This window comes from Eubacterium ramulus ATCC 29099 (assembly GCF_000469345.1).
In the GTDB taxonomy this organism is placed as follows: domain Bacteria; phylum Bacillota; class Clostridia; order Lachnospirales; family Lachnospiraceae; genus Eubacterium_I; species Eubacterium_I ramulus.
In genome coordinates this window covers 76,179-98,049 of the sequence record NZ_KI271134.1, presented here as the reverse complement: position 1 = coordinate 98,049, position 21,871 = coordinate 76,179, and the positions used below count along the sequence as shown (strand labels likewise).

Below are 21,871 nucleotides of genomic sequence, written 5' to 3'. Positions count from 1 at the left end.
CACTACATGCAAAATATCCATCTGTCCAAAAGGTATGTTCTTTCCAAAATTGTTTTCGTAAATATTGGGGATATCTTTTCCATATATGGTATGTTGTATAGCTCTTCATCAGGTTTACAATTTACTAATAGACATTGTTGGTCCTGTCTCTATCATGTAATGAATATGGTCTTTATCCGTTTCCATATATTTGATAATAACACTGTGCCTTTAACATATCTCATATGAATACTGCTTTATATCATCTGATATCTGTCTCGAAACCAGTAATTTCTTCCTATATTTGCAGACGAAAATAATGTGATATTGTAATAGGTATTTGTGTCTGTTTTTAGATTTCCATGTTCCCATGCCATGAGTATATAATAATTTCTGATTTTTAGCTACCTTAACCCACTGTCTAAAGCCAGTGGGATTGCGGTAGCCTTATTTCAAAATCTTCCAGCAGTTGCTTCCGGTGGATTCCAGTTTGTATCCACCATCATTATTACACAGCTTGTTGTTCGTAACCAGGAAGTAGGATTTACACAGGCTCAGGCACTTACTATTATGACAATCCTTGCCTTCGCCGGTATCGTCGGTTCCTGGATCATCGGTGCTATGGATCAGAAACTCGTCACAAAAAAAACCATGATTTTCTTTGGTATCTGGTATGCAGTTGCCCTGCTTCTGGAAGTCACCGAAAAACGTCCGCTGGTCATCGTTTTCCTGATCATGTTCGCACTGGCTCTGGGCGGTTCCGCAAACTTTACAACTTCCCTGCCTGCAGCTGTATTCGGACGTCACGGATTCAAAAAAGTAAACTCTGTACTTTTCCCGATTCAGGCGCTGGTATCTTCCTTCGGCTTCTGTGTCAATGGAAATGTATTAAATGCAACCGGAAACCTGCGAATGTCTTATGTCATTGCTGCTCTCTTTGACAAACGTACCCCGCAGGAAATCTGCGGGGCACATATTGATTTTCTTGAAAAAACTCCGTTAAAAGAACAGATCTCTACGGATCGTTTTCACGGAATGCAGGCTGTGATCCGTAAAACCCAGGATTACAGTACTTCTCTGACGCAAATGTAAACCATATAAGCTGCATAAACAGCAAGCATACTCACACCACCTGCCCGTGTCAGAAGCTGTTTTTTCCATACAAGAGCCATAATATATACACTGACAATCACCAATATCACAATATCGATCAGATTGTTCATGTTCATTGCAATCGGGCTGATTGCGGATGCGAGTCCACCTACCAGCAAAATATTGAAAATATTGGAACCAATAACGTTTCCAAGTGCCATTCCAGCCTGATTTTTCTTTGCCGCAACCACAGATGTCACAAGTTCCGGAAGAGATGTTCCAATGGAACAGATCGTCAGACCTATCAACGTCTCACTCAGTCCAAATCCGCGGGCAATTGTTTCCGAGCAATTTACAACGACCTGTCCGCCAATCACAATCGCTACCAGACCTCCGCCAATAAAGACAAGACATTTCCATAACGGAAGATCTTTGATTTCTTCCTCCTCAACCAATTCTCCGGCTTTTCTCGTATTTCTGGCAATCCGAACCATACCATACAAAAATACTGCAAAAAGCACAACCAGAATGATACCTTCCACATGTCCGACTTTCATTCCGATCAATCCCATAATTCCGATAATCACAGCAACCAGTACAGAAAACGGAAACTCTCTTTTTAATGTCTCTTTTTTAATCTCCAGCGGCTGAAATAAAGCGCAGACACCGCATACTACCAGCAGGTTAAAAATATTTGACCCGATGACGTTACTGATGGCCATTCCATTACTTCCATGTAAGGATGCGGAAATACTGACCGCACATTCCGGTGCACTTGTTCCCATTGCCACAATGGTCATACCGATGATAAACACCGGCACGTTAAATTTCTTTGCAACAGAACCACTGCCTTCCACAAAAAAATCTGCGCCCTTAACCAACAGTACAAATCCAATAATGACACCTATAATTGCTAATATCATATCTATCTTCCTTTCTTGCTTCCACTTATTTCACTACATACTGTATCTTATCTATTCTATCACGTTTCTGCTGATTCTATATTCCATATCGTTTTTCACAATATTCCTTTTCATCCAGCTTCTGATCATCCGAAAAGTCCAAGATGTTCGATTAAGATTTTCACACCGATTCCGATCAGGATAATGCCGCCCAGAATCGTTGCCTTATCCTTGAATTTACTTCCAAATACATTTCCGATCAACACACCTGCAATCGAAAAACAAAAAGTAATACATCCGATGATTGTTACCGATGTGATCAGTCTCACCTGCAGAAAAGCAAATGTGATACCGATTGCCAGTGCATCGATACTTGTGGCAATTGCCAGCAGAAAAAATTCTCTCAGATCGATCCGCACGCTACCCTCCGGACAGACTTCTTCATTTTCTCCTTTTTCTTTGACCACATCCAGGATCATTTTTCCACCGATCAGTACAAGCAGTATAAATGCGATCCAATGATCAATGGCTGTAATATAAGACTGGAACTGACTTCCAAGAAGCCATCCCAATGCCGGCATCAACGCCTGAAATCCTCCAAAAAATGCTGCCAGCACAAACATATACTTTTTATCTACTTTTCGCATGCTCAAGCCTTTACAGACAGATACCGCAAAGGCATCCATGGAAAGTCCGACACCGATCAGTGCCAGTTCCAAGTAACCCATAATTCAATTTCCTCCATAATGTATGATTTAACAGCTCGCATCAGGGAATATCATTGACAGGAACTTTGACACAATTTTCTCTCAAGCGAAAAAAGAGACCCAGGTATGCCATAGAATTAAATAATAATCCTTATTGACATACATGAGTCTCATTCATTAAGATTTGCCAGATTATCCTAAAAATGATAAACAGGTTGTTGACAAATCACACAATTCTTACTGTGCAAACTACTCCCTCACGAAGTTCTTTCAACTATATCGTAATGAGGAGGATTTGTCAATGTTTTTATCCGTTTCATCATACAAACTCATCATAAAATGACTTCAAAAACTGTCCCTCCGGACGGATTGGATCTGACGGTAATACTGCCCTCATGCCCCCTCACAATTTCCCGGACCAGGGCAAGTCCAAGCCCTACACCGCCAAGTTCCCGGCTTCTGGATTTATCTACGCGAAAGAACGGTTCAAACACACGCTCCTTAAGTTCCTCCGGGATTCCGCTTCCTGTATCCTCCACGGACAGATGCACCTGATTTTCCTCCTGATATGCAGTTACGGTAACCTGTCCATCCAAATGATTATATTTTATGGCATTCTCAACAAGATTGTATACCATCCTGTAAATAAGGATATCACTTCCTCGCAGCGTTATATCTTTGCATTTTCCAATTAATTTTATATTTTTTTCCTGTGCGAGAGGTTCCAAATCCGCCAATACCTCATCTACAAGAGCATCCACTGCAATTACCTCATCCCGTCCCACAGTCTGAAGTTCACTCATGTCGAGAAGCGTCTTTACCATTTTGTTGAGTCTGTCGTTCTGTTCGGTAACCATTTTTATCGTTTGAATAGTATCTGCATCATTTCCCGGATGCCGGGTTGCATTATATAAATCAAGCTGTAGCTGCATCAGAGACAACGGCGTTCTGAGCTCATGCGCTGCATTTGCAGTAAATTGTCTCTGTATCTCAAATGCATCCGAGAGACGCGTAAGCATCTTGTTGTACGAAATACTAAGCTGGTTGAGTTCTTTCACTTTGTTTTCTTCTATTTGTGAATCTGCCAGATTCTGTGCCTCTACCTCTTCGATTTTATCAGAAAACTCCCGGATTGGTCTGAGTGCATGCCCGCTTATAAAATAGGTCACTACCCCACCCATAAGCGCCAGTACAGTTGAGATTATAAAACTGTTTCTTTTATAGTCAGCCTTATTATTGTACACCTGCAAAGAAAAGTCATTTGCAAACTCATCCCACTTATCCTCAGGAATGCTGATATATATTTCATTCGAATTATTCTCATTATCACCTTCCCGGGCATCAACGGTCTCTTGCAGGGAGTCGATATAATACACACCATTTTTATAGACAAACATTGTCAGGCAGCCACATATGACTGCAATATATAATGTAATGATACAGGTCAGTCTCCACTGCAGCGACATTTTTTTCATTGATTGAACTCCTCTCGTATTTTATAGCCCTCACCCACTTTGTTCAAAATCGGGTCATATTCCAGCACAGCCTTAAGTTTTCTTCTAAGGGAAGACATATGCACCCGGATGGATCCACTAAAACTGTCCGCAGTTGCATCCCAGACATGCTCGATCAGTTCCTCCTGGCTTACCGGTCGGCCCTGATTAAGAAGCAAATATTCTAAAATACCACTTTCTTTTCTTGTCAAAGAAACCAGTTGCCCTTTTGCATATGCCTCACGTTTTACTGTATCAAACCTTATCTCGCCACTTTCCAGACATACATTCTTCTGCACAAATTTTCTTCTTGTCAGGCTTCTGATGCGTGCCTCAAGTTCCTGTAAATGGAACGGTTTTTCCATATAATCATTTGCTCCTGCATCCAGTCCTTCTACTTTATCTGCGATCTGTCCTCTTGCTGATAATATAAGAACCTTTGTCTCCTCATTTCTCTGTCTGAGTTCCTTCAGGATCTCCATCCCATCCATCCCGGGCAGATTCAGATCCAGAACGATCAGATCATAATTCTCTGCCAGAATACATTCAAAAGCCTCTTCCCCATCATAGCAGGTATCCACTTCATATCCGGCAGCATACAGGCTTTTTGCAACTGTATCACATATTTGTTTTTCATCTTCAACTATTAATAATCTCAAAATGTTTTCACCTGTTTCTTAACAAAAATTTTACAACAGTTATTGTATAATACCAAAGTCAGCTGGTCAATAAATACAACAAACAAAGGAGCAACAATATCTTGAAGTACAAAAAAATAAGTCAGGCATTTGTGCTCATCGCAGGGATCACTATGGTGAGCTATGGTGCGATCCGGGGGGAAGCGGCTACTGTGCTTGCTAAAGCAATAAAATTATGTCTGGAGTGTGTCGGAATTGGATAAGAAAAAGAAATCACCATCAAAAAAAATAGCCGGAATTCGTGGATGGATACAGGCAGTTGCCACGCTGCTCACCAATATCCACATCCCCAATTTATTTAAGGGCAAAATATATCAAGGGAACGCAAAAGCAGTATGTGTACCGGGCTTAAACTGTTATTCCTGTCCCGCTGCAACGGGAGCATGTCCGATCGGTGCCTTTCAGGCGGTCGTCGGATCATCCAGATTTAAATTTTCCTACTACATCACCGGTTTTTTTATTTTACTTGGTGTAACACTTGGAAGATTTATATGTGGTTTTTTGTGTCCCTTTGGATGGTTTCAGGATTTACTTCATAAAATCCCCGGGAAAAAGTTTTCAACAGCCCGACTGAAGCCACTCAGATACCTGAAATACATCATCCTTGTTGTTTTCGTTATCCTTCTGCCGATGCTTATAACGAACTCAATCGGAATGGGAGACCCGTTCTTCTGTAAATATATTTGTCCGCAAGGTGTTCTGGAAGGGGCTATCCCACTTTCACTTGGAAACGCTGCGATACGATCTGCACTGGGAACTCTTTTTTCCTTTAAATGCCTTATTTTAATTACGGTTGTTGTGTTAAGTATTTTGTTTTACAGACCTTTCTGTAAATGGATCTGTCCTCTTGGCGCAATCTACTCATTGTTTAATAAGATAAGCTTTCTCACGATCAAAGTTGAGAACAGCAAATGTGTCGGATGTAATCAATGTGTAACCGCATGTAAAATGGATGTGGATGTATGTAAGACGCCAGATCATCCGGAATGCATACGATGCGGTGCCTGCATAAAGGCTTGTCCGAAAGATGCCATCCACTATCAGTTTATGGGAAAACCCTGTAAGAAAAAGAAGCACAGCAGTCAGTAACAGACAACCGGTAACTATTTATTTTTTGCAGAATCACTGCACATCATATCATTACGAAAAGGAGCAATTACTCATGAAAACAAAAAGATCTTTCTTACTTATTTTTACACTCTGCGCAGCATTATCGCTTACTGCATGTAACGGAAAACAACCTGCTAACACAGAAAAACCGCAGGATACCCAGACAGAATCCAGTACAGCTTCTTCTGATGATTCCAGTTCTGAACTGGATGATTTATATCAGCAGGAAAACCAGCTTTTTGCAGATCATAAAGACGTATGGGACAAGGTATTTGGCATGATGAGCAAAAGCACTGCTGATCCAAGCGGAAATTATGCCGATTATCTGGCAGGCACTGTGGAATCAAACAAAGACTCCTTCACAGAGGATGAGTTGAAAACACTTAATGATGATATTGAAACGATTAGAAAAATTGAAGAAAAAATCGCCGCAATCGAAAAGAAAAATGCTGCATCTGACAGCAACAGCGAGAAAAACAATTCCGATGATGTATCTCCTTTCAAAGATTTTTCCGCAAAGGATTTTGATGGCAATTCTGTTGATGAAAGCCTGTTTTCCAAAAATGCCGTAACCGCTGTTAATTTCTGGTTTACCGGATGCAAACCTTGTGTTGCTGAATTATCTAAACTGAATGAACTGAACGATGCTATCAAAGCAGCCGGTGGTGAAGTAATAGGAATCAACACAGAAACCTTCGACGGAAATGAAACAGCCATAAAAGAAGCTGCAGATATCCTGAAAAGCCAGGGCGCTAAATATCGCAATCTTTCCGTTGATTCTTCTTCCGATGCAGGTAAATACGCTTCCAATATCATGGCCTTTCCTACAACAATCCTGGTCGACAGAAACGGCAATATTGTAGGTGAGCCTATGCTCGGCGGAATTGATGATCAGAAGAACTATGATACTTTGATGAAACAGATTCAGTCTGTCATTGATGCAGACAGTGCGAATAAATAATCCTGTTCATGGAAATATAGAGTGTAAACTTTGAAAGAAGCTGTCTCTCATTCGAAAGACAGCTTCTCTTATTTTTTCTAAATTTTGATTATAAAATATCAATATACTCCCCTGCAAGTGCCTTATTCATACTGCGCACTGCACAGAATTTTCCACACATACTACATGTGTCACTGTGATCTTCTTCCGGGCTTCTGCTGTCGCGGATTGCTTTTGCAGTCTCCGGATCCAGTGCACATGCATACTGGGCATCCCAGTCAAGTTTCTGACGAGCCTCTGCCATCTTGTCGTCGATATCACGGGCTCCCGGAACACCTTTTGCAATATCTGCTGCATGAGCTGCAATTTTAGATGCGATAATTCCCTGTTTTACATCTTCTACGTTTGGAAGTGCCAGATGCTCTGCCGGTGTAACATAACACAGGAAAGCTGCTCCATTCATTGCTGCCACAGCACCACCGATGGCACTTGTGATATGGTCATATCCAGGTGCGATATCAGTTACGATCGGTCCTAATACATAGAACGGTGCGCCCATACAGATACTCTGCTGTACTTTCATATTTGCAGCTACCTGATCAAGCGGCACATGGCCCGGGCCTTCTACCATAACCTGTACGTTGTGATCCCATGCTCTCTTGGTCAGTTCTCCAAGTCTTACCAGCTCTTCAATCTGACATACATCTGTGGCATCTGCCAGACAACCCGGTCTGCAGGCATCACCCAGAGAAACGGTCACATCATACTCTTCGCAGATATCAAGGATTTCATCATAATACTCGTAAAACGGATTTTCCTCTCCGGTCATGCTCATCCATGCAAATACCAGACTTCCGCCACGGCTTACGATGTTCATTTTACGTTTATGTTTTTTGATCTGTTCAATGGTCTTTCTTGTAATTCCACAGTGGAGTGTCACAAAATCCACTCCATCTTCGGCATGCATCCGAATGACATCAATAAAATCTCTGGCTGTCAATGTAGCCAGGTCTCTCTGATAATGGATGACGCTGTCATAAACCGGAACGGTACCGATCATGGCCGGACATTCGCTTGTCAGCTTTCTTCTGAATGGCTGGGTATTTCCGTGGCTGGACAGATCCATGATTGCCTCAGCGCCCAGATTTACTGCGCTCATTACTTTCTGCATCTCAATATCGTAATCTTTACAATCTCTGGATACTCCCAGATTTACATTGATCTTGGTACGCAGCATGCTGCCGACTCCCTCCGGATTCAAGCAGGTATGATTCCTGTTTGCGCAAATGGCTACTTTACCCTCTGCTACCAGCTTCATCAGCGCCTCGGACGTCATATGTTCTTTCTTCGCAACAGCCTCAATCTCCGGTGTCACGATTCCTTTTCTTGCTGCGTCCATCTGTGTTGTGTAATTTCTCATCTTGTTCTCCTTCTTCCATTTTATGGATTTTCATAACAACTCCGGTGAGCGAGGACGTGCAGTGATTCTGAAACAGATATGTCAGCTTATGCTGACCAGAATCACGCACCAGGTCTCACGTACGTTTGACTTGCATTTTCACACAGAGTCGTTTTCACAACATTTTTCTTATGCGACAGAAGGTGGTGCTCCCAATCTGCCGCTATGCATTACCTTTTTTTACGTTACAGTTCATTGATCACATGTAGTAAAGCGGACATTCGCAATCCACTCTCGCTACTTGATCACGCTTGCATGCGTATTTTCTTATTTTTATTGGCTCATTTTCATTTCTTTTTTCGCCGGATGTCTGTACATACTGATCACGCCGCCTTTCTGCAGCGCAGTTACAAGAAAATATGCAAGGATACTTCCTACTACTGTGGAAACAAGAAATGGCACAATGTATACAAACAAACCTCCCGGATTTAATCCCATCATCAGTTTTGCAACCGGATAAGCAGCCAGACCGCCAAGGATTCCTGTTCCGGATGCCTCTGCGATACAGGTCAGCCACAGTTTTCGGAATGCCATATAAGCCAGACCACAGCATAATGCACCGATCATACTTCCCGGGAATGCCATCAGGCTTCCCAGTCCCAGCAGATTACGAAGCAGGCTTGCGCAAAATGCAATGCCGACCCCCCATCCCGGTCCAAGTACAACCGCCGCCAGAATATTTACCATATGCTGCACCGGTGCACATTTGCTGCCAAAAATCGGAAAACTGAGCAGGCTTCCTACCACAGCAACCGCTGTCAGAACACCCGCCATCGCAAGTTTTTTCACTGTGTCACTCTGTTTCATTTTCTCTTAACCTCCTTTTCATGCTTTTTTTATTTATTTTATCCACCTGAATACAGCTCTCATTTATCATAAAGTATATTGGGCGGTAAAAATCTTTTATTTTCATCACTTAATTTACTGACGTAAATTCATTTTTTATCGCAAATCCATGATCCATCGGTCCACTGCCGGATCCCAGATCCAGCATGGCTGCCAACGCACCAGAAATATATTCCTTTGCACGTTCTACTGCCGTCTGCAGATCATAACCTTTTGCCAGATTAGAAGCAATGGCTGAGGATAAAGTGCATCCGGTTCCATGGGTATTCGGATTGTCAATACGTTTTCCTTCAAACCAGTGATACGTGCCATCTGCAAAAAGCAGGTCATTGGCCGTATGTATCTGATGTCCGCCTTTGCAAAGCACCGCACAGTCATACTCCTTTGAAATCTGCTCTGCTGCCCGGATCATATCCTCTGCGCTTTTGATTTTCATTCCGGTCAGCACTTCTGCCTCCGGAATGTTTGGTGTCAGAACAGTGGCCAGTGGAAATAATTTCTGTTTTAACGTATCCGTGGCATCCTCACTGATAAGCCGCGCCCCACTGGTCGCCACCATCACCGGATCCACTACGATATTTTTTGCTTTATACTGCTCCAGTTTTTCTGCGATCACACAGATCAGCCCTTTCTCGGAAACCATTCCGATCTTGACTGCATCCGGAAAAATATCCGTAAAAATACTATCCAGTTCCTGTCCCAGAAACTCCGGCGTTGCATTTAAGATTCCCATGACACCAGTCGTGTTCTGGGCAGTCAGGGCTGTGATCGCGCTCATGGCATATACACCATTTGCCATCATTGTCTTGATATCCGCCTGAATGCCGGCACCTCCGCTGGAATCACTTCCGGCAATTGTTACTGCTGTTTTCATATACTTCACCTCCTCTGATCTGTCACAACGATTTACTGTTTCATCCAGTATTGCCGGAAATCCAGCAATGAAGTCAAATACAGCTCCCCGGTCTCACGCACGCCTTCCTGATCGGTCTCACCGTCCGCATCGTATACGCCAATTGTCCGAAACCCTGCATTTTTTGCGGTTTTCAACGCATAGAGAGAATCTTCAAAAACCAGTGTTTCTTCTGGTTTTGTGCCAAGACTTTTTGCTGCCAGCTGATAAATCAGCGGTTCATGCTTGCTGATTCCCACTTCCCCGGTGGTATAAATCTGCTGCAGATACCCATACAGACCATTTCGCTGCAATGCCTTTGTCACATGCTCCCGCGGACTGGAAGTTGCTGCGATCATTTTTACATTTTGATCCTGCAAAAAGTGCAACAGTTCTTTCGCCCCTTCTTTGGGCTGTACTTCATAAAAATAGAAGTCCTGGATCATCTGTTCAATTCCATTTAAAATTTCCTGAGATGTATCCGGAAGCTGATACTGTTCTTTCAAATAATCCGCACCCTGCTCCATGCTCATGGAAAACAGGATCTGACTCAAACCTGCTTCCGGTTGAATACCACGTTTTTGCAGATACCGAACTCCAAGGTCATTCCAGACTGCCATGGAATCCAGTAATACACCATCCAGGTCAAAAATTGCACCGCAAATTTCTGTTTCTGGAATTCCACCTTTCCGTGTGATATCTTTCTGAGTCAAATTCTCCTGCATTACTTCTTTCTGAATCATGCCTTCACCATTTCTGCCGTAGCAATTTTCAGATCTTGTGCTGCTTTTCTGATATCCGGCTGCGCATAGATCGCACTGATCACCGCGATACCGCAAATACCGCTTCCAGCCAGTGTGGACACATTTTCCTGTGTAATGCCTCCGATGGCAATAACCGGAATAGATACCGCTTCGCAGATTGCTTTTAATGTCTCATGCGGCACCTCTGTGGCATCATCCTTAGAACCGGTCGGGAATACCGCACCGACTCCCAGATAATCTGCCCCATGCTTTTCTGCCAGAATCGCCTGCTCTACTGTCTGAGCTGACACACCGATGATCTTATCCGGACCTAATTTTGCACGGACATCCCCGGCTTCCATATCACTTTGTCCCACATGCACACCATCTGCATCCATGGCCAGTGCAATATCCACATTGTCATTGATAATGAACGGTACGTTATATTCTCTGCAAAGCACCTGCAAATCCTTTGCTTCTTCCATAAAATGCGCCTCATCCAGTTGTTTTTCTCTTAACTGTACAAAGGTTACGCCGCCCTCCAGACTTTCTTTTACCACAGAATGCAACGTTCTTCCATTCAACCAGTGACTGTCTGTCACTGCATATAAAAGTAACTGATCCTTTGTCAATATATCTCTATCGAATTTCATATTTTGCCCCCTGATCTAACGTCTGTGCGCTCATGTTGTAAATGGCATCGATGATACGATTACGATATGTAGCATTGCCATCCCCTTCCTGCATGTTGCCCCAGCCAATCTCACCGGCAAGTCCCATGACACACACTGCTGCCGCTGCCGCCTCCAGCTGATTATCCGGATTTGCGGTAATATATGCGGTCATCACGCCGGATAACTGACAACCGGTTCCTGTGATTTTTCCCATTTCCGGTCTGCCATTCCGGATGACATAACATGTTTCTCCGTCACTGACCAGATCAATGGCTCCGGTAATGGCTACGATAGAACCGCTCTTTTTCGCAAACTCTTTCACAAATGCAACTGCCTGATCCAAAGTTTCTTCTGTCACAGCATCTGCCACATCTGCATCGACACCTTTTGTGGTGCCGCTTCCGGATGCCAGTGTCTTAATCTCAGAAATATTGCCACGGATCACAGTCGGATGTAAGGTATCCATCAGCTCAATGGCGGTTCCGGTGCGAAGTGCGGATGCACCTGCTCCTACCGGATCCAGTAAAACCGGATGTCCCATCTCTTTTGCCCGTTTTCCTGCAAGCAACATTCCTGCGATCGTTCGTTTATTTAACGTCCCGATATTGATATTCAGGCCGCCGCAGATGCTGGTGATATCTTCCACTTCCTCTGCCTCATCTGCCATGATCGGGCTTCCGCCACAGGCAAGCAGTACGTTTGCCACATCATTTACGGTTACATAATTTGTGATATTGTGTACCAGAGGTACCTGCGTTCTCACATTTTCCAGACATGTTCCTAACATTTTATTTTTCTCCTTAAAAGCAATTTATCATCAAAAAAACACACGATCAGTATGATTTTATAATCATCATTTTAAGCATTCAAGTCGAACGCACGTGAGACTTGGTGCGTGAATCTGGTCAGCGAAAGCTGACATATTCTTCTCAGAATCACTGCACATCCTCGCGGAGCGTTTATCTCAGTCGGAGATTGTACTCCCACTGAGAAAGACTTGTTATTACTCACCACTTGCAGAAGTGGGAGTCTCAACTCAGACTGAGATGAACACAAAAGCGGATACACCAAAATCGGCATATCCGCTTAATAAACAATACAAAAAATACTGCATCCGCTGTATCCCTACGTTGGCATTATCCAAATCAGGTTACGGGTCCAGACCACTTAGTCTGCTCTCAGCCTGCTGTCGGCAAGCTCCCCATTTATTCTCTTGTCAGGTTTCACAGAACAATTCCTGCAAAACATACGGTCAATTATTATCTGATGTTTCATCTCAGACACTCTCATTAACTGACGACATTATAGCACTGCACTTTTTTAATTGCAATATATCTTTCCGAATTTTTCGCATTGTGTTAGAATGGTGTTACCTTAAACAAATAACTGCATGGGGTTATAAAATCTATTATTTGGGGGAAATCACATTATGACAAACACGGCAAAAACGCCGCATCCGGCCACCGCCGGACATTCGGAACGCAACATCAGCTTCGATCTGATTCGTATTCTGGCAATTTTTCTTGTCATGTACAATCATCGCGAAACTTATATCTTTTATCATCATGTGCCACACATGGGACTGCGCTACATTCTTTCCATGTGCGGAGCAGCTTTCTGCAAATGCGGACCACCGCTTTTCTTTATGGTATCCGGTGCCCTGATCCTTCACAAAAAAGAATCTTTCCGACGGATTTTTCAGCACCGTATTTTACGGATTTTAATCGTAATGGTGATCCTAAGCATCCTGATCGTGACACTGATCCCGGATTCGGATTCCTTTCTCAAAACATTTTTTTCCGGACTGAACTGGTATCTGTATGCCTATATAGGTTACCTGTTGATGCTCCCGTTTCTGCGGATTCTGGTAAACCATATGACAAGAAAAGATATGCGGCTGTTTTTTATTCTGACAGCCATTGCATACTCCGTCAGCGGCATCCTGATTCCTTTTCGAGGTGTGGAAGAAGCATTTACCGGATTCCTTCCTATTTTCAGTTCACCCTTCGGAAGCAGCTGCTGGAACCTGGCATTTCCGGTACTTGCCTACTGTCTGGTCAGTTTTTCCAAACACGAAGAAAACCCGGCCCGAAAAAAGCGGATGCTTCTGATACTTCTGATCGGTACCATCGCCAGCCTGGTCATCGCCATGCTTCTGATGAATTATGATCTGACCGCAAAGCACGGTAAACATATGGAACTGATCGCACAGCATGCTGTTTTGTTTCCCTGCTGCTTTATTTTTTATGGTTTATACGAAGGTTTTTCCGGAAAATCCATCCGGCTGCCTTTCTCAGGAAAAGTGCTGGCAGAATTCTCAGCAGCTACGTTCGGCATGTTCCTGATTGAGACACACACCGGATTTTCAGAACAGATTTTTGACTTTGTAGCATCCTGGTTTCCGCATTCCGCAGGTCCCTACCTGTGCAGTCTGTTATCCATTGTACTGCAGTTACTGCTGTACTTTCTGGCGATCTTCGCACTGCGAAAAATCCCACCAATCCGAAAGATATTGTAATAACGTAAGCTGTGAAGCAGAAAAAGAGGCCGCCGCCTTTCGATAAATCATCGGAAAGCAGCGACCTCTCTTAAATTTTACTCAAAAATAATTTTACGATAGTTCTTTTTACCACGGCGTAATACAAAGTCCTCTTTATTGATGTCTTCCGGTTTGTAAGAAGCTTCAATTGATCCTACTTTTTCACCGTTTACAGCAACTCCGCCCTGCTGTACCGCACGACGTGCCTCAGAACGGGATGCACATAATCCGGAAGCAACCAGCAGACCCATGATGTCGATCTCACCGTCACGCAGATTTTCTTCTGTGATAGCTGCAGTCGGCATATTTGCTGCATTTCCGCCGGAGAACAGTGCACGTGCACTCTCCTGTGCTTTTGCAGCTTCTTCCTCTCCGTGAACCAGTTTGGTCAGCTCAAATGCAAGAATTTCTTTTGCCGTATTTAACTGACTTCCTTCCCATTTATCCATCTCGTCGATCTGCTCTAACGGAAGGAAAGTCAGCATACGCAGGCATTTTAATACATCGGCATCGCCAACGTTTCTCCAGTACTGGTAGAACTCAAAAGGAGATGTTTTCTCCGGGTCAAGCCATACAGCACCGGACTGGGTTTTACCCATTTTTTTACCTTCAGAATTCAGAAGCAGTGTGATCGTCATCGCGCATGCATTTTTACCAAGTTTACGACGGATCAGCTCTGTACCGCCAAGCATATTGGACCACTGATCATCACCACCGAACTGCATGTTACAGCCGTATCTCTGGAATAACTCATAGAAATCATAACTCTGCATGATCATGTAGTTAAACTCCAGGAAGCTTAATCCACGCTCCATACGCTGTTTGTAGCACTCAGCAGAAAGCATACGGTTTACAGAAAAATGCGGTCCGATATCACGCAGTACTTCTACGTAATTTAAGTCAAGCAGCCAGTCTGCATTGTTTACCATTAATGCTTTTCCCTCGGAAAAATCGATAAAACGGGACATCTGTTTTTTGAAGCATTCGCAGTTGTGGTTGATTGTTTCCTTTGTCATCATCTGACGCATGTCAGTACGTCCGGACGGGTCACCGATCATAGCTGTACCGCCGCCGATCAGTGCGATCGGTTTGTTTCCTGCCATCTGCAGTCTCTTCATCAGACACAGTGCCATGAAATGTCCTACATGAAGACTGTCTGCGGTCGGATCAAATCCGATGTAAAATGTTGCTTTTCCGTTATTGATTAATTCTTTGATTTCTTCTTCGTCTGTAACCTGGGCAATCAGACCACGGGCTACGAGTTCGTCATAAACTGTCATAATGTACTCTCCTTCTTCATAATAAAAAAACCCATCCTAATGCACATGCATAAGGACGGGATAAAATCTCGTGTTACCACCTTAATTCACAGACCGCTCACACGATCCGCCTCACCAAGTATCTGACAATACTTCTGCAATATAACGGTTGCTCCCGGCGCAGCCTACTGATCATCAAAATCATTTCTGATAACGTTCAATGCGCAGCTTGTGAATGTATTCGGTATCAGTTTTCCATGCGCCTCTCACCACCCGGCAGCTCTCTGTATGTTCCGCTCATACTTACTTCTTTCAGTCATTGCTGTTGCTGTTTGCAATTGTCTTCACATGTCCATTATTATAAAAGTTGTATTTGGAAATGTCAATGTAAAGTTTTACAATAACATGATCAGCGTTCCCGCCACGTTCAGACATAAGCCAACCACTGCTTTCTTCGTCAGACGCTCCCTGAACACGATATAGGAAAATGCGATTGATACCAAAATGCTCAGCTTATCGATTGGAACAACTACGCTCGCCATTCCGTCATGCAGTGCCCTGTAATAACACAGCCAGGATCCGCCGGTTGCCAGGCCTGATAAGCAGATAAAGCCAAGCTCGTTTTTCGGAATTTCCCGGATTGTATGCTGTTTGCCTTTGACAAATACAACCACCCATGCCATCACCAGGACAACGCAGGTTCTGATGGCAGTTCCAAGGTTTGACTCCACACCTTCGATGCCGACTTTTCCAAGGATAGCGGTCAGGCTGGCAAACACTGTAGAAAGCAATGCATAGATCAACCAGGAACCTCCCTTGGGCTTCTTAGGCTCATCCACCGTCTCTTTTTTCTGAATCATCATAAACGTACCGATACCGATTAGAACCACTGCGATACCTTTCACCAGCGTGATCGGCTCTCCAAGGAAAATAAAAGCAAGTATGATCGTCAGAATCGTACTTGATTTGTCGATCGGCACAACTTTATTGACATCTCCCAGCTGTAATGCTTTGAAATAGCACAGCCAGGATACTCCAGTCGCGATTCCGGATAAAATTAAAAACATCCATGTCTTGCTGCTTAATGAACTGATTGTTCCGATGGATCCTGTGATCAGCATCATGATCCAGGAAAAAATCAATACAACGATTGTTCGAATGGCAGTCGCCGCATCCGAATCCGTCTTTCGAATTCCGCATTTTGCAAGAATCGATGTCAATCCTGCAAAAACGGCAGAGCCAAATGCAAATAAAATCCACATAACTTCATCCCCGCTTTCTGCAGCTGTCGTATACAGTTGCCTGTTTATTATACACCTGAATGAGTTATGTGGATTATAAAAGTGTAGATGTTATCTGATTCCTATCTATTTCGAAAATTCCGGTAATTTACTGTCCCAAATATTTTTCCAATGTTTTCCGTACTGCATGAGGACCCGTCAGCATTTCTTTCAAAAATCCGATCACCGGCTCTGCCAACTCCGTCTTTGAAAGATCCTGCCCAAATACAATAGGAGTGAATATAGCAAGTCTTGTATGAAACGGATTCAGACATGTGCAAACATTCATCTGTTTGACGCATTCTACGATCCGGCAATCTGCAAACAGAATACCCGCACGCTCCAGCTTCGGTCTTCCATTTGGAAAATTATCTTCAATGACCAGGTAAATCGTGTCGGTGGCGGATATGTCTTTACTGCGGTAGCCTTAATTATTTTCTTTGATTATACATCAGAATCAATCATGTGAATTGTAACGTTTAGTTTGCATTCAATACTGTTATCTGGAAAAATCTACCATTCCGTTTACGACATGCCACAAACCGTATTCGTTCTGAGCCATTCCAGTATAATTGAAATCTACGGCTCCACCGGTAATCTTCCACCAGCCATATGCGTTTGCGGCAAGTCCGTTGTAGTTAAAGTCTACTTTTCCTCCGCGCAGATAGAACCAGCCGTACTCGTTTGCTTCTACACTGTTGCAGTTGAAGTCTACGGCTCCGTTTACGATTCTCCACCAGCCATATGCATTCTGTGCAATTCCGGTATAGTCAAAATCCACTTTTCCTCCGCGGATGCAGAACCAACCATACTCATTTGCCTCCACGCTGTTACAGTTGAAGTCTACGGCTCCGTTTACGACTCTCCACCAGCCATATGCATTTGGTGCAATTCCGGTGTAGGAAGTGTCTATAACACCGTTTTTATAGTAGTACCAGTTTCCGTTTTCATCCTGTGCCAGACCGTTTTTGGATGTGTCTACGGTCACTTTTGCGTCACCCGGTTTGATGGAAAGCAGATCTACACTGTATGTATTTAACGCATTGGATAATACTACACTTCCGTCTTCACTGACCGGTACTTTTATAGTATTAATCAGATCCAGGTTGTTGTCATTATCGATACGATACTGCTCTACTACAACATTTGCTGTGTCATATGGAACATCTGTAACAGTCAGATTGTAACCTGCATTGTTTTCATAAGTAAGTACACGTGCAATCGGAAGTGACCAGTTTGCAACACCCGGGATGCAGAGTTTGTTATCTTTGATCATCGGGTTATGGGATTCGGAGTTTGCCAGCATCTGGGAAGTCGGAATCTCATAGTTACTGATCAGGACATTGATCTGATCCTCTGTATCGTTGATACCAGCCATAACAGCCATACCATTTTTATCGCCGCCTGTTACAGCCAGACGGTTTTCTGTCTGGTTCATCTGACCCATTGCTTTGTAGCCATAACCGGTCTTTGTAATCGTTGCACTTCCGTCCTCATTTGTCTGGATCAGACGATTGTAGATATTGGCTTTCTCTACCGGTGTATCCTGCAGATACATCATCAAAGAGGCCAGATAGGATGCCTCTGCACTGTCAGCCATGCTGAACGCATTCGGGTTGAATAATACAGTACCATACTCGGAAAGCATCATCGGTACATCACCGTATCCGTAATCTTCCAGAATGCTGTGGAGATGATATGCCCAGCGGGAATAATCATACGGATCACAGTTATTGGACGGATAGAAATGATATGCGTAGAAATCCAACGGACAGTCATTTTCTTTTACATATTTGATAAAGCTCTCTTCGATTCCGTCATCATCATTTAAAGTTGTCAGTGTCGGACCACCGATTGGAAGGGTTGGATCCAGTTTTTCTACTGCTTTGGATACACTGTTGTACATCTCATAATACTGATTTGCTGTATTTGGCCAGAAATCCTGTAAATCCGGCTCGTTCCAGATTTCAAAATAATCCAGTGTATTGTAATATCCGTCGTCCCAGCCGAAATCGTAATGCATTACGATATGCTCTGCCATAGTAGTCAAATCCTGTAAGAACTGTGTCCACTCCTCGGTTCCTTCCTCCGGGAACTTATTGTCATCATTCTGGCTGGCACCAAAACGGAAATATACCTCTGAACCGGTTGCAAGAATATTGTCGATGACTTTATCCAGTTCTTCAAAATCATAGCTGGACGGATCATTCAGATCCACTTCGTCATCTGTATCAAAATATTTCGGTACCAGATTGTAAATGATTCCGCGGCCATCGCCCTGTGTGCCGTCGATATCATGTGTACGCACCATATCTACACCCAGTTCGATATAAGCTTTGGATGTTGCACTTCCGGCTTCGCCCGGATCATAATGTGCGCCCTGGAAAGATTTAATCGTTCCGGTCTGATCACCCGCATTAACCGTGATATTTCTGTAATGCTCTGTATTTTCTGTATAACCGGCCTGTGTGGAATAGATATTCATAATATTTTTGTCGCTGTCATATTTTGTATAACCAAGTCCACCCAGATCTTCTGCCTTGATGCAGAGTTTGTTGTCAATGGTATACAGGGTAACTGCCTGATCTGCCACCTTGCCTTTGATGGTACTTGTCTTTACGCTGCCGGTACCCATGGTACTGCTTTCTGTATTAGGACTAAATGACTCATCAAAGTAATAACCATTTGTTCCACTTGTGATCGTAACAGATTTTTTGCTTTTCTGAACGTTAAATCCATATGCGGACAAATCATCTACTACCACATAGATCGTATCCTCCACATCATACGCACGCACTTCATCACCATTGATATAACAGCGATTCTGCTGTACATCTTCAGCTGTCTGTGCAAATGCAGTAACCGGTGCTGCTGCACCCAGACCAGTCAGCATCGCTGCGGTCAGTACCCATGCTGTAATCTTTTTTCGCAACATTTCATTCTCCTCCATTTCTTCAGTTTACCTAAACTCTTTACCATTTTTACCAACATAATTTTGTCTGAAAATATGTTTCGCAAACTGTATCCTCATTATACAAAACAGACCGTCACAGAACCGTCACTTTTCTTGACACAGTTTTACTAATTTTCTACAATAGACTTGGATTTTTGTATCTGCAAAAATGCAGGTCCCATACATTGATCTCTAAATGACAGCCACCTGTATAAAAATATTTTTTTATACTGATAAAAACACTGAGGTAATTTATGAAACGAAAGCTTACTTTTCTGATATCTGCTATTTGTTGTATCCTATTACTTAGCACCTTATCAATTTACTTTTTCCTGAACTGCAGACAAAATGCAATGGGGCAGACATCAGACGGCGTTTTTTCTTTTGAACGCTCTGATAATCCTTTTTATGCCGATTACGAACTGGCTGGGGAATGGGAATTTTATCCGGACAAGTTGATTTTTTCGGCGAATTCTGATGGAAATGTTCCGGGAAATATAGAATCCGCCAATCCCCTGACAATATTTACTGACTGGTATCACAACCGCCTTTCTGTTGCTCCGTCAGAAGAATATGCCAAAACACTTACCTCTACTCTGCCAAACTCTGATGCAGATAAAATATTTATTCCTTCGTCCTACGCGCAGCCCTGGAAACGCCAGCGCATGATAGGAACCTGTGCTTCCTACCGCACCATTATACAGGTAGACCGCTATATTAACATTGATGAAGATAAAATGGCTATCAGTCTGCCAGGTCTTCCCTCCGGCAACTACCGTGTCTACATCAACGGAAAACCAGGAAAAGCCTTTATGGTATCACCATGGTCTTATCCTCTGTACCGCATCGACAACAGTTCGGTAATTGAAGTCGTCATTGAAGTGTCCAACACTTCTGAAATTCTGAATATCTGTCCACGACTGACCAGCCTCGGCCTTACGATGACTTATTTTGATACATACAAAAACAGTTTTATCATCCTGTCATCCATTTTGTTCGCCACCTTTGCGATTTTGCTGTTTTCCATTTTCAGCATTGACCCCAGACGGTTCCGGGGATATTTTCTGACCGGTCTGCTCTTTACTGCTTACTTTTTCATCAACAACTGCTGGATTATCGGCTATATGGAACGCATCACCAATGTGATCCCAATGTTTTTGCTGACCTATATTTCACGGCTTCTGGTACTGGCCTGCTGGGGACTCGCCATCCTGATCTCCCACCATACCGGTCCCCAAAGGTTTTCCCGAAAAATCTACCGCATGTTTACCGGGCTGCTCCTTGGCGCTGCCCTCTGTTTTACGCTGGCACTGTTCCTCCCGGTTTCCGGTGTTTTCGTCGTAACCGGACAGATCCTTCTGCGGTTCCTCGGGATCAGCTGGCTGATCAAAACCTGGCAGGGACTTGATGCGCTCTCTATTGACGGATTTTTATTCCATCTGGGCTACCTGTACCTGCTAACTGGAATGTTTGCAAATTATATTTACAACTCTTTTGGTCTGCCCGGAAAAACATTGTTTCTGCTTCCGGTGTGCATCATCACTTTCGGCTTTCTGATCTTTACGGCAAGCAAACTCTATCAGAAACAGCTGCTGACGCATACCCAGAACCTGCTGACCCTGGAAAAAGAAGCTTCCCGCATCCAGACCGCCATGCTTTCGAGCCAGATCCAGCCGCATTTTCTGTACAACACACTGACGACAATTCAAGAAATGTGCTATACGGATCCGGAGCAGGCCGCAGATCTTATCGTTCATTTTTCGAGATATCTGCGCACCAATATTGATTTTATGGATTACACAGACCTGATTCCTTTTGAAAAAGAACTGGAACATATCGAAAATTATCTTTATATACAGAATACCCGGTTTGGCAATGCACTGGTATTTGAAAAAGATATCACCGTGACAGAGTTTCAGATTCCACCACTCTCCGTCCAGCCGTTGATTGAAAATGCCATAAAATACGGCATCCGCAAAAATGGCAATCACGGCACAATCCGGCTGGAGACGAAACAAACTGCTGAAGGCATCTGTATTCTGGTAAAAAACAGCGGTCCCGGTTTTGACGAACAGAAGATCAATCCCCATCACAGTATCCAGAACATCCGCTCCCGCATGGATTATCTGCTACATGGAACACTGATTATTCACTCGCAGGAGGGAGTAGAGGGAACTGTCATGGAACTGTTGCTTCCCTATCAGAATCAAACATAAGATACCCGGTATTTTCCCGAAATCTTGTAAAGCGGACATTCGCAATCCGCTTTCGCTACTTGCTCATGAACGCAGTCGCTTTGCGACCT

At 43.5% G+C, this 21,871-nt stretch carries 20 protein-coding genes, 1 pseudogene and 1 riboswitch; of the genes and pseudogenes, 7 read left to right on the top strand and 14 right to left on the bottom strand.

Annotated elements, in window-relative coordinates; genetic code table 11:
* Positions 1 to 351: pseudogene (gene tnpA / locus HMPREF0373_RS16475) on the bottom strand (IS200/IS605 family transposase); the annotation flags it as partial.
* A 198-nt stretch (positions 352 to 549) separates the two neighbouring features.
* Between tnpA and HMPREF0373_RS09365 the strand changes: the two are divergent.
* Positions 550 to 1,071: a SufE family protein gene (locus HMPREF0373_RS09365; RefSeq protein WP_021739460.1), complete on the top strand. Its 522-nt coding sequence runs from the start codon at positions 550 to 552 to the stop codon at positions 1,069 to 1,071.
* Here HMPREF0373_RS09365 and HMPREF0373_RS09360 read toward each other — a convergent pair.
* From HMPREF0373_RS09360 to HMPREF0373_RS09345, 4 genes are all read right to left on the bottom strand, one after another.
* A complete protein-coding gene (locus HMPREF0373_RS09360; protein WP_021739459.1) occupies positions 1,044 to 1,994 on the bottom strand; it encodes a calcium/sodium antiporter in 951 nt (316 codons plus the stop codon). The two genes, HMPREF0373_RS09365 and HMPREF0373_RS09360, sit on opposite strands and share 28 nt — an antisense overlap.
* A 125-nt stretch (positions 1,995 to 2,119) precedes the next feature.
* The gene (locus tag HMPREF0373_RS09355; protein ID WP_021739458.1) at positions 2,120 to 2,701 is read right to left on the bottom strand and encodes a manganese efflux pump MntP; all 582 of its coding nucleotides are present in this window, start codon (positions 2,699 to 2,701) and stop codon (positions 2,120 to 2,122) included.
* 311 nt (positions 2,702 to 3,012) lie between these two features.
* Positions 3,013 to 4,155: a sensor histidine kinase gene (locus HMPREF0373_RS09350; protein WP_021739457.1), complete on the bottom strand. Its 1,143-nt coding sequence runs from the start codon at positions 4,153 to 4,155 to the stop codon at positions 3,013 to 3,015.
* Complete coding sequence (locus HMPREF0373_RS09345; protein WP_021739456.1) at positions 4,152 to 4,832, bottom strand: response regulator transcription factor; 681 nt, start codon at positions 4,830 to 4,832, stop codon at positions 4,152 to 4,154. Before HMPREF0373_RS09345 ends, HMPREF0373_RS09350 begins: the two co-directional genes overlap by 4 nt.
* A gap of 98 nt (positions 4,833 to 4,930) precedes the next feature.
* Here HMPREF0373_RS09345 and HMPREF0373_RS09340 point away from each other — a divergent pair, with 98 nt between their 5' ends.
* The 3 genes from HMPREF0373_RS09340 to HMPREF0373_RS09330 all read left to right on the top strand — a co-directional run bounded on the left by HMPREF0373_RS09340 (position 4,931) and on the right by HMPREF0373_RS09330 (position 6,942).
* Positions 4,931 to 5,074 (top strand): CD1871A family CXXC motif-containing protein, encoded by a 144-nt coding sequence (locus HMPREF0373_RS09340; RefSeq protein WP_044963675.1) that lies wholly within the window; start codon positions 4,931 to 4,933, stop codon positions 5,072 to 5,074.
* The gene (locus HMPREF0373_RS09335) at positions 5,067 to 5,960 is read left to right on the top strand and encodes a 4Fe-4S binding protein (protein WP_044963673.1); all 894 of its coding nucleotides are present in this window, start codon (positions 5,067 to 5,069) and stop codon (positions 5,958 to 5,960) included. Before HMPREF0373_RS09340 ends, HMPREF0373_RS09335 begins: the two co-directional genes overlap by 8 nt.
* 73 nt (positions 5,961 to 6,033) lie before the next feature.
* Positions 6,034 to 6,942 carry a TlpA disulfide reductase family protein gene (locus tag HMPREF0373_RS09330; protein ID WP_021739453.1) on the top strand — a complete coding sequence of 303 codons (909 nt, stop codon included), beginning with the start codon at positions 6,034 to 6,036 and terminating at the stop codon, positions 6,940 to 6,942.
* Positions 6,943 to 7,030: 88 nt separating this feature from the next.
* Here the strand turns inward: HMPREF0373_RS09330 and thiC are convergent, their stop codons facing one another.
* The 6 genes from thiC to thiM all read right to left on the bottom strand — a co-directional run bounded on the left by thiC (position 7,031) and on the right by thiM (position 12,322).
* A complete protein-coding gene (thiC, locus tag HMPREF0373_RS09325; protein ID WP_021739452.1) occupies positions 7,031 to 8,341 on the bottom strand; it encodes a phosphomethylpyrimidine synthase ThiC in 1,311 nt (436 codons plus the stop codon).
* A 312-nt stretch (positions 8,342 to 8,653) separates the two neighbouring features.
* Complete coding sequence (thiW, locus tag HMPREF0373_RS09320; RefSeq protein WP_021739450.1) at positions 8,654 to 9,187, bottom strand: energy coupling factor transporter S component ThiW; 534 nt, start codon at positions 9,185 to 9,187, stop codon at positions 8,654 to 8,656.
* 109 nt (positions 9,188 to 9,296) lie between these two features.
* On the bottom strand, positions 9,297 to 10,100 hold the full coding sequence (gene thiD / locus HMPREF0373_RS09315) for a bifunctional hydroxymethylpyrimidine kinase/phosphomethylpyrimidine kinase (protein ID WP_021739448.1): 804 nt from the start codon (positions 10,098 to 10,100) through the stop codon (positions 9,297 to 9,299).
* A gap of 32 nt (positions 10,101 to 10,132) precedes the next feature.
* Positions 10,133 to 10,861: an HAD family hydrolase gene (locus HMPREF0373_RS09310; RefSeq protein WP_021739447.1), complete on the bottom strand. Its 729-nt coding sequence runs from the start codon at positions 10,859 to 10,861 to the stop codon at positions 10,133 to 10,135.
* Positions 10,858 to 11,514 carry a thiamine phosphate synthase gene (gene thiE / locus HMPREF0373_RS09305; protein WP_021739446.1) on the bottom strand — a complete coding sequence of 219 codons (657 nt, stop codon included), beginning with the start codon at positions 11,512 to 11,514 and terminating at the stop codon, positions 10,858 to 10,860. Before thiE ends, HMPREF0373_RS09310 begins: the two co-directional genes overlap by 4 nt.
* Entirely contained in the window at positions 11,501 to 12,322 is an 822-nt protein-coding gene (thiM, locus tag HMPREF0373_RS09300; RefSeq protein WP_021739445.1) for a hydroxyethylthiazole kinase, read from the bottom strand. The genes thiE and thiM overlap by 14 nt, the downstream gene beginning before the upstream one ends.
* A gap of 318 nt (positions 12,323 to 12,640) precedes the next feature.
* Positions 12,641 to 12,749: riboswitch (TPP riboswitch) on the bottom strand.
* Positions 12,750 to 12,964: 215 nt separating this feature from the next.
* Here thiM and HMPREF0373_RS16065 point away from each other — a divergent pair.
* Positions 12,965 to 14,053 (top strand): acyltransferase, encoded by a 1,089-nt coding sequence (locus HMPREF0373_RS16065; RefSeq protein WP_021739444.1) that lies wholly within the window; start codon positions 12,965 to 12,967, stop codon positions 14,051 to 14,053.
* Between the two features lie 77 nt (positions 14,054 to 14,130).
* Here the strand turns inward: HMPREF0373_RS16065 and tyrS are convergent, their stop codons facing one another.
* On the bottom strand, positions 14,131 to 15,354 hold the full coding sequence (gene tyrS, locus HMPREF0373_RS09290) for a tyrosine--tRNA ligase (RefSeq protein WP_021739443.1): 1,224 nt from the start codon (positions 15,352 to 15,354) through the stop codon (positions 14,131 to 14,133).
* A 374-nt stretch (positions 15,355 to 15,728) separates the two neighbouring features.
* Positions 15,729 to 16,595, bottom strand: a complete 867-nt coding sequence (locus HMPREF0373_RS09285) for an EamA family transporter (protein WP_021739442.1) — start codon at positions 16,593 to 16,595, stop codon at positions 15,729 to 15,731.
* A gap of 274 nt (positions 16,596 to 16,869) precedes the next feature.
* On the opposite strand from HMPREF0373_RS09285, the gene HMPREF0373_RS09280 reads away from it, so the two are divergent.
* Positions 16,870 to 17,082: a hypothetical protein gene (locus HMPREF0373_RS09280; protein WP_021739441.1), complete on the top strand. Its 213-nt coding sequence runs from the start codon at positions 16,870 to 16,872 to the stop codon at positions 17,080 to 17,082.
* A 30-nt stretch (positions 17,083 to 17,112) separates the two neighbouring features.
* Here the strand turns inward: HMPREF0373_RS09280 and HMPREF0373_RS09275 are convergent, their stop codons facing one another.
* The gene (locus tag HMPREF0373_RS09275; protein ID WP_044963670.1) at positions 17,113 to 19,548 is read right to left on the bottom strand and encodes a GH39 family glycosyl hydrolase; all 2,436 of its coding nucleotides are present in this window, start codon (positions 19,546 to 19,548) and stop codon (positions 17,113 to 17,115) included.
* A 371-nt stretch (positions 19,549 to 19,919) separates the two neighbouring features.
* On the opposite strand from HMPREF0373_RS09275, the gene HMPREF0373_RS09270 reads away from it, so the two are divergent.
* Positions 19,920 to 21,782 carry a sensor histidine kinase gene (locus tag HMPREF0373_RS09270; protein WP_021739438.1) on the top strand — a complete coding sequence of 621 codons (1,863 nt, stop codon included), beginning with the start codon at positions 19,920 to 19,922 and terminating at the stop codon, positions 21,780 to 21,782.
* Positions 21,783 to 21,871 lie beyond the last annotated feature (89 nt).